The sequence below is a fragment of the Pseudomonas mandelii genome, from assembly GCF_006438925.1.
GTDB classification, from domain to species: Bacteria; Pseudomonadota; Gammaproteobacteria; order Pseudomonadales; family Pseudomonadaceae; genus Aquipseudomonas; species Aquipseudomonas mandelii_C.
In genome coordinates this window covers 222,509-235,940 of sequence record NZ_RCZA01000010.1, presented here as the reverse complement: position 1 = coordinate 235,940, position 13,432 = coordinate 222,509, and the positions used below count along the sequence as shown (strand labels likewise).

Annotated in this window: 11 protein-coding genes; 2 read left to right on the top strand and 9 right to left on the bottom strand. The window is 53.9% G+C overall.

Translation table 11 applies throughout. The features are described from left to right. Positions 1-4 precede the first annotated feature (4 nt). On the top strand, positions 5-2,185 hold the full coding sequence (locus EAH74_RS23465; protein WP_140681399.1) for a malate synthase G: 2,181 nt from the start codon (positions 5-7) through the stop codon (positions 2,183-2,185). A gap of 102 nt (positions 2,186-2,287) precedes the next feature. Here the strand turns inward: EAH74_RS23465 and EAH74_RS23460 are convergent, their stop codons facing one another. From EAH74_RS23460 to EAH74_RS23430, 7 genes are all read right to left on the bottom strand, one after another. Then, positions 2,288-3,817, bottom strand: a complete 1,530-nt coding sequence (locus EAH74_RS23460; protein WP_140681398.1) for an MFS transporter — start codon at positions 3,815-3,817, stop codon at positions 2,288-2,290. Positions 3,818-3,910: 93 nt separating this feature from the next. After that, on the bottom strand, positions 3,911-4,783 hold the full coding sequence (locus EAH74_RS23455) for a prephenate dehydrogenase dimerization domain-containing protein (RefSeq protein WP_140681396.1): 873 nt from the start codon (positions 4,781-4,783) through the stop codon (positions 3,911-3,913). Beyond that, a complete protein-coding gene (gene pabB / locus EAH74_RS23450) occupies positions 4,780-6,849 on the bottom strand; it encodes an aminodeoxychorismate synthase component I (protein ID WP_140681395.1) in 2,070 nt (689 codons plus the stop codon). Before pabB ends, EAH74_RS23455 begins: the two co-directional genes overlap by 4 nt. Next, complete coding sequence (locus tag EAH74_RS23445; protein WP_140681393.1) at positions 6,846-7,181, bottom strand: chorismate mutase; 336 nt, start codon at positions 7,179-7,181, stop codon at positions 6,846-6,848. Before EAH74_RS23445 ends, pabB begins: the two co-directional genes overlap by 4 nt. A gap of 43 nt (positions 7,182-7,224) precedes the next feature. Continuing rightward, positions 7,225-8,496, bottom strand: coding sequence for an aminotransferase class I/II-fold pyridoxal phosphate-dependent enzyme (locus EAH74_RS23440; RefSeq protein WP_140681391.1), 1,272 nt, complete (start codon positions 8,494-8,496; stop codon positions 7,225-7,227). 22 nt (positions 8,497-8,518) lie between these two features. After that, entirely contained in the window at positions 8,519-9,370 is an 852-nt protein-coding gene (locus EAH74_RS23435) for a HemK/PrmC family methyltransferase (protein ID WP_140681389.1), read from the bottom strand. Then, complete coding sequence (locus tag EAH74_RS23430; protein WP_140681387.1) at positions 9,367-10,800, bottom strand: NAD(P)/FAD-dependent oxidoreductase; 1,434 nt, start codon at positions 10,798-10,800, stop codon at positions 9,367-9,369. The genes EAH74_RS23435 and EAH74_RS23430 overlap by 4 nt, the downstream gene beginning before the upstream one ends. Before the next feature lie 550 nt (positions 10,801-11,350). Here EAH74_RS23430 and yghX point away from each other — a divergent pair. After that, complete coding sequence (gene yghX / locus EAH74_RS23425; protein ID WP_140681385.1) at positions 11,351-12,238, top strand: YghX family hydrolase; 888 nt, start codon at positions 11,351-11,353, stop codon at positions 12,236-12,238. On the opposite strand, the gene mug is transcribed toward yghX, so the two are convergent. Next, positions 12,235-12,756 (bottom strand): G/U mismatch-specific DNA glycosylase, encoded by a 522-nt coding sequence (mug, locus tag EAH74_RS23420; protein ID WP_140681383.1) that lies wholly within the window; start codon positions 12,754-12,756, stop codon positions 12,235-12,237. The two genes, yghX and mug, sit on opposite strands and share 4 nt — an antisense overlap. A gap of 8 nt (positions 12,757-12,764) precedes the next feature. After that, a complete protein-coding gene (locus EAH74_RS23415) occupies positions 12,765-13,391 on the bottom strand; it encodes a TetR/AcrR family transcriptional regulator (protein WP_140681381.1) in 627 nt (208 codons plus the stop codon). Positions 13,392-13,432 lie beyond the last annotated feature (41 nt).

Below are 13,432 nucleotides of genomic sequence, written 5' to 3'. Positions count from 1 at the left end.
AAAAGTGACCGAATTCGTGATCTGCCAAGGCCTCAAGGTCGCGCCTGTCTTGCAACGTTTCGTTGATCTGGACGTGCTGCCGGGAACCGGCCTGGCCCCTCAAGCGTTCTGGGGTGGTTTCGCTGCACTGGTGCATGAACTGGCGCCGATTAACCGTGCGCTGCTGGCCGAACGGGATCGCCTGCAAACCGAACTGGACACCTGGCACCGCGCCCACCCGGGTCCGGTGACGGACATGCCGGCCTATCGCAACTTCCTGAGCGGTATTGGTTACCTGCAACCGCAACCCGCAGACGTCAAGGTCAGCACAGCCAACGTCGATACGGAAATCAGTGTCCAGGCCGGGCCGCAACTGGTTGTCCCGGCCGTCAACGCACGTTATGCACTGAATGCCGCGAATGCGCGCTGGGGATCGCTGTATGACGCACTGTACGGCACCGATGTGATTTCCAATGACGGCGGCGCCGAACCGGGCCGGACATACAACCCGGTGCGCGGGGCGAAAGTCATCGCGTTTGCCCGTGGTTTCCTGGATCAGGCGTTCCCTTTGAGCAGCGGTTTCCATGCCGAGGTGGCGCGTTACCGGATCGACAACGGCACACTGCAAGCCACGTTGAATGACGGCAGCCAAACCGGTTTATCGAACGCCGCGCAGTACATCGGCTACCAGGGTTCGCCCGCTGATCCCACGGCCATTCTGCTGAAAAACAACGATCTGCACGTCGAGATTCAGATCGACCGGCAGAGTGTCATCGGTCAGGCCGACGCCGCTGGGGTCAAGGACCTGCTGATTGAAGCAGCCCTCTCGACCATCATTGATTGTGAGGACTCGGTCGCGGCCGTCGACGCCGATGACAAGGTGCAGGTGTACCGCAACTGGCTGGGCTTGATGAAGGGCGACCTGAAAGAGGACCTGGAGAAAAACGGTAAAACCATCACACGAAAGCTGAACCCGGACCGCGAGTACACCGCAGCCGATGGCAACTCACTGTCGCTGCACGGGCGTTCGTTGCTGTTCATCCGCAACGTCGGACACCTGATGACCAGTCCGGCGATTCTCGACAACGGCGGACTGGAAATTCCGGAAGGCATTCTCGACGGCGTCATCACCAGCCTGATTGCCCTGCATGATCTGCAACGCCGCGGCAATTCCCGCACCGGTAGCGTCTACATCGTCAAACCGAAAATGCACGGCCCCGCCGAAGTGGCCTTCGCCGAGCAGTTGTTCAGCCGCATCGAAGACCTGCTCCAACTCGAACGTCATACGTTGAAAATGGGCATCATGGACGAGGAGCGGCGCACCAGCGTCAACCTCAAGGCCTGCATCGCAGCAGCCTCCTCACGGGTCGCGTTCATCAACACTGGTTTCCTGGATCGCACCGGCGACGAGATGCACACCGCCATGGAAGCGGGCGCGATGCTGCGCAAGGGCGACATGAAAAACACCCCGTGGATCGAGGCCTATGAGCGCAACAACGTGCTCGTCGGTCTGGACTGTGGATTGCGTGGGCGAGCGCAGATCGGTAAAGGCATGTGGGCCATGCCGGACCGGATGGCCGATATGCTCAAACAAAAAGTCGCCCACCCCAAAGCGGGCGCGAATACCGCGTGGGTGCCCTCACCGACCGCCGCCACCTTGCACGCGCTGCATTACCATCAGGTCAACGTGCGCTCGGTGCAGACGTCCCTTGAAACAACGGACTTCGGTGCCGCCAGCCCGGCACTTCTGGACGGCTTGCTCAACGTGCCGGTCGTCACTGCCCCGTCCTGGTCGGCCGATGAGATTCGGCAGGAAGTCGAAAACAACGCGCAAGGTTTGCTGGGGTATGTGGTGCGTTGGGTCGAGCAAGGCATTGGCTGCTCGAAGGTGCCCGACATCCATAACGTAGGGTTGATGGAAGATCGCGCGACCTTGCGCATATCCAGCCAGCACATGACCAACTGGCTGCGACACGGGGTGATCACCAAGGATCAAACCGTCGAGATTTTGCAGCGCATGGCGCGGGTCGTTGATCAGCAGAACGCCGGTGATCCGATCTACACGCCAATGGCGCCGGACTTCGAGCAGTCAGTTGCGTTTCAAGCGGCCTGCGCACTGGTGTTCGAGGCATGTGCACAACCCAATGGTTACACCGAACCGCTGCTGCATAAATTCCGACGCGTGTATAAGCAGTCGAGGGCGTAAAAAGAGGCTGAGCAGACTGGGTGAAAACCTGGAATCTGCATGGTAACTGCGAGCACTGAAACAGTCGGGCTGTGTGGCAAACGGCCCGACGCTCGTTTTCGATCACTGCCCTTCAGCAAGCTTCGTCTTCGGTATCCGCAGAGCGCGCCAGGCAATTAAAATCGCCATGAGTGCCAAGCCGAACGTCACCCACGAAACCAGATTAATTCCACCCTCGAAGGCACTTCCCGCCTGCTCCATCAGCGCTTGTGCTTGACCTTGCGACAACTGCACCGCTACATGATTAGCACCCGATAGCGTCTCACTTGCCAGCATCGTCTGCACCTCGCTCAAAAAGCCCGGCAGCTGCAATGCACCGCGATAGTAGGCAGTGACGAGACCACCGAGCACCGTCGTCCCCAAAACCACGCCCACTTCATAGGCTGTTTCACTAATGGCCGACGCCGCACCCGCCTTTTCCGGTGGTGCAGCCGACAAAATCACATCGTTGGATACCGTCGCGATCGCGCCCACGCCAATGTTCAGCAAGGCAAAAGCCACCACCAGAACGGTCAGACTGCTGCCGATGCTGGCGACCAGCAAAAACGCCGCCCCAGCAAACGCCATCAGAATCGGTACCAGCACATGCACCGGTACTCGCCGCGCTACAGGCACGACTGCCATTCCCACTACGATCGCCATGATCTGACCAGGTACTAACGCAAAGCTGGCATTCAACGGTGACATCTGAAGGACGATCTGTAAGAACTGAGTGGTGAAGAATACAAAGCCGACGAGGAACGCGAGGCTCATCAGATTGATGAGTACGGAGCCGCTAAAGGTGCCACTTCGGAACAGGCTCAGGTCCATCAGCGGCACAGGCAGACGTAACTGCCGATGCACAAACATCCATCCAGCAACCGCGCCGATTACAAATGCTGTCAGCGCCATCCAGTCGAGACCATGACTGGCGCTGTGTTTAATGCCATAAACGATGGCACTGAGGGCAACCATCGATTGCAGGATGCTTAGCGGATCCAATGGCCCTGAACAGTCTTTCTCGGACTCGGGCAACAACACCGGCCCCAATACCAACAACGGCACCAATACGGGTATCGCCAATAAGAAAATCGCCTCCCAGCTGAAAAACTCCAGCAAAACCCCACCGACCAAAGGACCGAGTGCTGATCCTACCGTCAGCGTTGTTGCCCAGATCGCGACAGCTACTCTGCGCTCCTCTCGATCCAGAAACACCGAACGTATCAATGCCAAAGTAGAGGGCATCAACATCGCACCGAAAATCCCCATGCACGCTCGCCCGGCAATCAGTTGCATGGCCGTATGGGAATAGGCCGTCAGCACCGACACAATGACAAAACCCAAAGACCCGGCCAGTAACAACTTACGATGACCAATTCGATCGCCCAGACTTCCCATCGACACCAGTAATCCCGCCAATACCAGCGAATAGGCATCGATCATCCATAACTGCTGACTAGCGCTCGGACTCAGGGCCTCGGCAATCTTTGGTAACGCGAATCCAAGCACCGTATTGTCTACGGTCACCAGTAGTACTGGCAGCATTAGCACGCTTAGGGCTGACCATCGTTTTGATTTTGCTTTGTGTTGCGCTGTTTCACTTATTAACGACATCAGCCAAACTCCTTATCTCCTCAAAGTATTCACGGGAGATTTCGCAATGCACCCGTGAAACGAACCCAGCGCGCTTCCATGGCGAGGACTCGGTCAGTTCAGTAATGAAAAAACGTGCTGACAATCAACGGCGCCCGAGTTCAAACGACTACCCAAAGCATTTGAAACGCCCTGTAAGTCACGTCTGAACTCGTCAAAATCCTGATTAGAGACATTATTCATCAAGCGTTCCATCCCTTCCGCCAGCGCGACGCGCTGGTGGTTAGCCTGGTCATTTTCTAGTTGTATGTCCCAGTAGACTTCAGGCGGATTGACCAGAACCCGGGATAGCAACGCCATCATTGTCCGCATCGGTGGTGGCATCACTTCAAGAGCGCTTTCCAGATCAAGTGAAGACCTTGCCAACGCCAAACCGAAACCGAGAATTGCGGCATGGGGCAGCGCCTGACATAGCGCCATGAGCTCATCATGGGCCGCCGGTGTCATTCGCTTTATCTTCATCCCAGCCCCCATCAGGTGCTGTTCGATGAAAGTCGAAGGCGAGTCACCATCTTCCAGACAAATTGCGACGGTGCGTCCCTGAACGGAGAGCTTGGGTGAAAACATCGGATTGACTCCGACGAAAGGCTGCCGGGACGAAGCATTCTTCAATGCTCTGTAAAAAGGTTCCTGAACAGAACAAGTCGGTATGAATACAACATCGTTCGAAACGGAGCCAACAACCCAAGGTATTGCCCGGATAGCCACGTTTTCGGGCAACGCAAAGACCACTGCCACCGCCCCTTGGAAGATGTGCCCGGTGTTGCTGAACGGACTTGTGACATCGACTTCATAGAAGCCACTTTCCTGTTCGGAAGGCCTGCGATCCACCACCCGGACATCGTATCCATATTGCATAAGAATGCGGCTGATCAATGAGCCAACCAAACCCGCTCCCCCCAACACGACAACCGTGTTGCTCATCATGATTCGCTCCCTGCGACAAAACTGTAAAAAGGCACGCTAGCCTTGACCAAAGTTTCTTCAAGCTCTTGCTGTGGATCGGAGTGCGCAACAATCGCGCCACCAATTCCAAATTTCGCCTCGTTACCCTGGAGCACTGCTGTTCGGATGACAATACTCAGCTCCGCTCCACCACTGAAAGATAACCATCCTAATGCGCCTGAGTAGACACCACGGGCAGAGGACTCCAATACGTCAATAATTTCCATCGTGCGTTTCTTCGGAGCTCCCGTCATTGAGCCTCCTGGGAAGCAGGCTCGAATAGCTTCGATCGTTGAAATATCCGAGCGAAGGTGCCCACGAACTGTTGAGACAAGTTGGTGGACCGAGGAAAAGCTTTCCACTGAGAAAATCTCAGGAACATGAACGCTCCCTGGACGGCACACTTGATTCAAATCATGGCGCACCAAATCTACAATCATCAGGTTCTCGGCCCTGTCCTTGGCCGAGCTACGTAGCTCATCCCGCAGTACTTGGTCCTCTGCGAATTGTTTACTACGCGGCCTGGTTCCCTTTATTGGTCTGGACTCGATCAATCCGCTGTCATCGATTCTGAGAAAGGTTTCGGGCGAAGCGCTTAATACTGAAAATCCTGCAAACGAGAGGTAGGCACCGTAGGGTACGGGGCTAGCCTGGCGCATTCGCCAATAAGCAGTCAAAGGCGCACCGCTGTAAGCCATTTTTGCCCTATTGGTCAGGCAGATCTCGTAAGACTCCCCATCGGTGATGTACTTGAGAGATTGATTGATCTTACTGATGTACTCATCTGGCCCGTCCTCAAGCGAGAGCTTCAGCTGATCTACAGCACCTGGAATAAACGAACTGCAATGACCAACTGGCTCATCATTACGATGGAGAAAATCAGGTAAGGATGGCCATTCCACAGCATCGCCAGTCGCAGTCATCAGGCATTCATAGGCCTTGTCTTCATGATGATCAAAGACAAAGAAATGCGGCGCAAACATGAATGAAGCATCCGGATAAATCGAACGGTAAATTTTGCGTCCACCCGCCAGTGCTTTCAATTCGTAACCGAGGTAGCCAACAAAACCGCCCTTGAAAACAAACGGCAAGTACTGCGGGGTTGCCACCTGCACAGCTTCGAAGATTTGTGCAATCAGTGTAAAAAAGTCTCCTTTGATGCTTTTTTTGCCCTTGGGGCCCTCAAGTTTCAGGCACTCATCGTTGACATCGTACTCAAGCCTTATCGCTCCTTGCGCCATTCCACTACCCATGATCGAGTAGCGGGCATTAGGTCTTTCCGACTTCTCGCAATCCAACCAAAAAGCACAACCATCATCTGCATAGAGCGTTGAAAATACTGCTGATGGATCCGTGCATTCGGAAAACTCGCGGTAGGAAAGCTGCATATTCAGCATCCCCCCTACTGCGACGTATGCATCTTTTGATGACGTACATTCCGTGTCGGACTCTAAATGAGCTCTAGCACTGACGTTATGTTCCAGTGCCATGCGTATAAAGTTGCTCAATAGCGCATGACCATATTCTGAATCGATGGATTCGGGGTGGAACTGGACACCCCAAACCGGTCTAGTGATATGTTCGATTGCCATGACCACACCTTCAGACGTCCAGGCGGTACATTGGAGCTCTGCTGGTAGGCTCGTACACATCAACGAATGGTATCTGACAACCTCGAACTGTTCCGGCAGATCTCGAAAGAGCCCTTTACCTGAATGAGTAATCCGACTGCGGTAGCCATGCACAGGGTTGGGAGCGTACCCCACCGTCCCCCCAAGAAACTGAGCGATGCCTTGGTGTCCTAGACAAATACCAAGTAACGGGACAGGAGAACGGAGGATGACGTCACCGCACACACCAAAATCTCCCTCCTGTCCGGGGTGCCCTGGACCGGGCGACAGCACTACAGCGTCATAATTTTCGATGCCCAATTCATTGTACGGAAGGGTATTCTTGACTACATCCGCGCAAATACCTGTCACCTCATACAAATACTGAGCGATGTTCTGGGTGAAGGAATCAAAGTTATCAATCAGTAATATTTTCATGAGTGTCGCCCCGAGGCCAAGCACTGATTGATCAGGACGTCTTCCTGAATACACGTCTCTTCTATAATCAATTTGAATATCGACTCGGTGTATTCCGGCCTCAATCCTACCGCTTCCGATCTAGTCTTAATCATATCGAGCACGTAGGAAATTCGTCCGGGTTGCATCATCGCAATGCCATGGACGGCTTTGAGTTCGGCAATGTCCATGCACACTTTCATTCGCTCAGAAAGCAGGTCGACGACTTGCAAATTTATCGAATCAAGCCGCTCCCGCTGCGGCTGCAAAATGTTAGACGTGCCTGTCTGTGATAACTGTCCCTGTTGTTTCATCTTTTGCACCTCCGTTAGCCAATATCTGGAAAAGAGTCGCCAGTCAGGCGTGGTCCCACTCGTTGATAGCCGGCGTACATAACCCCTTGCTCGTCATCACCCCGAGAGCTGCCCCCAATAACTTGATGTCTTTGCCACTGTGGTCTGCTGAAATTGCAAAACGCAGCATCGCTTTGCCTTTGGCAATGATTGGGTAAAACACAGGAAAGAGCAGCATGCCTTGATCACGCAGGGTTCTCGCAGCCTGCAAGCCGGCCTCCTCTGTTTCAAAGAAGGCTCCTCTGACGGGTGACTGGATACCTGCATTGAGCAACTGGTTGTCGGTGAGGGAGTCTAAAAGTGCGACATTTTCCCAAAGTCGCCGTTGCAGCATATCGATCTCTTCACTGAGATGGATTTTCGCCGAGGCAACGTTCGCCGCCAACATGGGTACCATAATGGAATGACCAAATATCAGCGGATTCGCCAGGGTTCGGATGACGTCAATATCCCGTGGATTTGAAACCACGACAAAACCACCCGCGCCACCAAAGGCCTTGGAGAGAGACCCTGCCAGAATAATATTTGCAGGTAATGAGTGATCAACCGCTGAAAAGGCATATCCCGCACCATGACGTCCGACGATCGAAATACCATGAGCATCGTCTACGTATAGGTATCCCTGTGCCGACTCTAGCTGCCGAGAGAGCTCGGCGATGGGTACAAGTCCACTCATCGAACCAATTCCATCGATCAAGAGCACAGGAGTTTCACCTTTGTCGGTGCAAACTTTCAGCGCTGTGGTCATTGATTCCTGGCTGGTGGACTCAACTCTAGAAACAGGTCCGAACTGCTCCAAAATCCCCCTAAGCACCTGCATCGAAGCATGGGCGGTTTTGTCCATCAGCCAGTGGATTCGTTTTTTGACCGGATACCCACTCAACGAACCACTCCCCAGCAACGGTAAAACACCTAAATGGACACTGCTGGTAGAAGTAAACACCGCAACGCCGCAACCTCTGTAAATCTGAGCAAGCAACTCTTCCAGTTGAGGCAGGTAACTTGGGCGCATTGCACTTCGAGAAGACGACAGGTGCAGTCCGGAAGTTTCCATAGCCAGGTGTGCGGCATCGATCAATGCAGAGTGGGTTTCCAAGCCCAAGTACGAACAGGAAACAAACTCTGTGAATGTACCTCCGTCCTGCAAGGTAATGTGCTTACCCACACGACTCGCAACGGTAAAACCTGTAAGCCCTTCCTCGTAAGCCTTCCCCAGTGCACCAGTGGTGTTGCCGCGACGAATGCTCATCCAGTCTTGTTTGGTTTGCACATCCATAGCTAAAGCTCCTTTCTGAAAATCAATGTGATTTGCATCCGATGGTCATTACTGAGCTGCCCGAGGCGTCAGACGCGTCCTTATCGATTACAGTTTGCGTATTTGTGAGTTGACTCTGCTTGAACAGTTCACGCACCGCTCTGGCCTGATCCTCGCCATGCTCAATGACTAGCCAACCTTCACGACTAAGTAACTGGTTCGCGAGCGAGATGATTTGCCGTATCAGTTCAAGCCCATCGGCCCCGGAATAGACCGACTCCCTTGGATGGTGATCGCTCCACTCAGGCAACAATTCTTGGGATTGTGGGACGTACGGAGGATTAGCGACAATCAAACCGACCTGATCTGTGAATCGCGTAAATGCCTGTTTGTCGCGAATGTCTGCCTGCAAGTGATTGACCTGCCCCCCCTTGCAGGCCAGTCGATCAATGTTGCGTTTGAGGTACTGCATCGCTATCTCATCAAACTCCACACATGTCACTTTCAGATCCGGTCTGCGCCGTGCGATCGCCAAGCCAATCGCGCCGCTTCCGGCACACAAATCGAGAACACTTGCTCCCGGTCGCAGCGCAGCACTGGTCTCCAGCCACTTGTGAATGATTTGGCTGTGAGGGCGGGGGATAAACACGCCGCTACCGACCACCAGCGGCATTTCGTCAAATTCCACCATGCCAACAATATGCCCGAGAGGAATTCGGTTACAGCGCTCTTTAACCGCTAACATAAACTCATTGAGCGCACGGCTTTTATCTACCCGTTCGATATAGCGATCTATAAGACAACTCAAATCTGCTTCCAAGTCCCAGATACCAGACGCTTGCAACATGGCCCGCGCTTGACTAATAGCAAGATACTCACGATCCGTAAGACTCATGACCACTCCTTGTAATACTGCGAAAGTCTTTTCAAAATTGACTCATACAGATAGGAGAATGCGACTAACTCCGGCGGAGGCGTAAACGACGGGTGCAAGTCATTTATAAGTTGTTCGTAATTGCGCGACAGCCCTTCATCCAGCAAAGGAAACCAGTAAGGTTTTATATCCCAACGATACTCATATCCTGTGGCAAACATCTGCTGTACCGTTTCCCTGACCGTATTCTCGCGGGCAAAGCCAGATAGCGGAGCACGTACAGGTTTGAAAGGACTGAGATCTAGATCGGGAGTCTCTATATCGGTCAAGCAGTTAGCTATATACCGCGCCAACAATGGTGATTGGTGCAGGCCGTCTCGGTAGGTGCCTGTTGCAAGCCAAAGACCTTCGATGCCGCACTCGCCAATCAATGGAAAACCATCTGCCGGTATTGGTCTGTTGCCAACCTGTATGGAAATGATTTCAGCGCCGTGAAGGTCCAGGTTCAACTGATCAACAGCACAGTCAAGCAAAAACTGAACATCCGATATGAGAGCCTGTTGTTTAGGCTGCTCGGAAATTATATTAGTGGCTCCCAGATACAGGACGCCGTCCCCACGAGGGACACAGTGCAAGCCGCACGCAAAAGCACGATTTGGCGTCCGTATGACAGAACTCGGCAACTCAACCCCTTTTGGCATTTTCACGAGAATTGAAACGCCATATCCACTGAACAACGGTGGAATTTTCTTTACGAGCTCGTCGAAATCACTAAGCAGGTCTAAAGATTGAACGCCTGCCGCAATCACAACCTTTTTAGCCCATAGAACCTCTCCATTGCTTAACTCAATGCCGGTGACTACCCCACCCTCAACCAACACGCGTTGGGCGTTCTCATTTTTCAGAGTGCCGCCCTCGGAGGCAAATGCAGAGTCCAGTTTCTCCAGCAAAAGATGAGAATTCACGGAGTGCTCGTTTGGTATGTACAGCCCACGCAAAGGGCGAACCAGATGGTTGGGTTTCAGCCACTCCATTTTCCGTGGATCAACAATTTCGAAGGGCTCACCATACTCACGAAGGGTTCTCTCGATGGTGTCGTAGTTAACGCTGTCCACTTCATCCATGCCGGCGGTGTTGAGCAGCACATGGGTCCCAATCGCGGTAAACAACGAACTGGAATCACCTGAAGATATTGCCAAACGCTCCGCCCAACTTGACCACAGGTGTTGAGCTTGTCGGTCCATGTCTAATTTCAATCGACCAAAATCACTTGCCAGTAGGCCGCTTGTTACCTCCCCGAAACATCCATTCATCGCGCCGGCAGCCCTTGATGCTGCATTTGTACGATCAGTCTCCCCAACTCGACAGACATTTAAACCACGCGCGGACAACTCATACGCGATTGACCCGCCAACTGCTCCTGCACCTACAACAATGACGTCGAACTCCATGTTTTGACCTCAGACGATTACCCGCGACGTAAGAAAAATCAACTTTTCTCGTTAGAAAACAGAATACTTCTATAATTTCGTTACATTGCAATTCAACCGACTATTTGTTTCATATTGTATCTTTGAAATAATTCTACACATGTTCAAATAGAGCTAAAAATCTGGACCTCCCCGCTTAAAGCCACAGACTGTCCAGTTAACTTTAAAAAACAGCAGCCTATGAAAACTTACTGAGAGTTACATAATTAGTAAAAACAAATACTTCAAAAAAATCGACAACCACAAATTGTGTGAAAACTTAGCTACCAGCCTGACGATTAGAGCGTGGCAGTAGGTGAGCTGTAGCGATCGATAGCAGTAATTTCCAGGCAGCCGCGTCCTCACCCAAAAGCAGGCGCCCCAAACAATCTCGGGCGTTTGCTTGAGTCACCCTCTTCGCGTTTTCACCCAGTCTGCGAGGCCTCTTTTTTGTGAACGGCTACGCTCGATAGGTATCGCCCACCCTGTCCAACCAACAGAGCTATCGACCCGCTCAAGAGGAAGCGCACAGATGACCCGTCTCACTGCGAAAGACTTTGCTCCGGAACTGCTCGAACTGTACGACTACTACGCCCACGGCAAGATCAACCGACGAGAGTTTCTGGATCGGGCGGCGTTGTTCACCTTGGGTGGTTTGACCGCCAGCGCGCTCCTCGCCGCACTGAGTCCGAATTATGCGCTCGCCGAGCAGGTTGAATTTACTGACCCGGACATTGTTGCCGAATACATCACCTATCCCTCCCCCAAGGGCAACGAGCAAGTCCGTGGCTATCTGGTGCGCCCGGCGAAAGCCACCGGCAAGGTGCCGGCGGTGGTGGTCGTGCATGAAAATCGCGGGCTAAACCCTTACATCGAAGATGTCGCGCGGCGTGTGGCCAAGGCAGGCTTCATCGCCCTCGCCCCTGATGGCCTGACGTCGGTGGGCGGCTATCCCGGCAACGATGACAAAGGCAGGGAGCTGCAGGCGACCGTCGACCCGGAAAAGCTCATGAATGACTTTTTCGCCTCCATCGAGTGGCTGATGAAGCATGACGCGACCAGCGGAAAAGTCGGCATCACCGGGTTCTGCTATGGCGGTGGCGTCGTCAATGCGGCGGCCGTGGCTTATCCGGAACTGGGGGCTGCCCTGTCTTTTTATGGCCGCCAGCCAGAGTCCAAGGATGTCGCCCGAATCAAGGCGCCGGTGATGCTTCACTACGGCGAATTGGATACCCGCATCAACGAAGGCTGGCCCGCCTATGAGAAGGCACTGAAAGCTGCGGGCAAGACCTATGAGGCGTACATCTATCCCGGCGCCAACCACGGTTTCCATAACGACTCCACGCCTCGATACGACGAGGCCGCGGCCAAGCTGGCCTGGGACCGGACGCTGGGGTGGTTTCGGCGGTACCTGGCTTAAGGGTGAGGTTGCTCGCCTGTTGCTAAATAGAGTTGGCGGTACGCGCCCACCAGTTGATCAAGGGTGAACGCGCGATTTCGCCCGCTAGGATTGGGCAGGATCCATACCGAGGCATTGCCGAAGGTCTTCGACTGAAGGCCCCACGCAATATCTCGTTGGCCGGATAGCGCGCAATACGCTGCTTTACCGAGAAACGCCACAAAGCGCGGCGCATAGCGCACGATTTTTTGTTCGAAGTCCGCAGCGGCAGCGATGAATTCATGGGCAGACAACTGATCCGCTCGCGCCGTCGGCCGTTCCACCACGGCCGTTAATCCACACTGATACTGCAAGATCGTCCGATCGTTTTCCGGGCGCACCTCCTCAGGCGTAAACCCGGCGAGATGCAGCGTGCGCCAGAAGCGATTGCCCCTGCCCGCAAAATGATGGCCTTGGGCAGCGGCAGTCACGCCTGGATTGATGCCACAAAAAATCACGGCTAGCTGTTCGGCAAGAATATCGTCGAGTCCTTCAGTCACCGTAAACCTCACCCACCGCAGATCACGTTGACCGCACTGCGTGCAAGCTCGGTCAATTCAGCGCGGGATTTGCCCGCCCGCGCACGAATCGAAATGCTATGCAGCAGGGATGATGCAAGTACGGCAAGGGCGGCCGGGTCGACATCGCTTTTCAACTCGCCGGAACTGATGGCCGCTTGCAGACGCGTTTCGAGATCGGCATCGAGCCTGCTGAGCCGGTCCGACAGCACGTCTCGAATTTCAGCATCCTCGACGGCTTCGGTCGTCGCCGTACCGATCGCAAAGCAACCACGCGGCTGGCCGTCACCCGAGAAGTAGATCGACAACTGTCCCTCATAAAACCGCATCAACGCCTGGCTCAAGGTCAGTTCGTTGTCCGTCAGCGCCTCCTGCATGGCCGCAGCGGCAAACTCCCAATACTGCTCCAGCGCCTTGATATAGAGCGCGTGCTTGTCGCCGAATGCCGCATAGAGGCTTGGGCGATTCATGCCGGCCGCCGTGGCGATGCTATCGAGAGAAGCGCCGGAATATCCAGTGCTCCAAAAAACATCAAGCGCCTGCAGCAGCGCTGTTTGCGGGTCATACGCACGAGGGCGGCCGCGGCCTTTCGCCTCTGTAATCTTTTTTTGTGCCATGTCGTACAAAATCCTTGAATGAAGGTTGGTCAGGCGATATT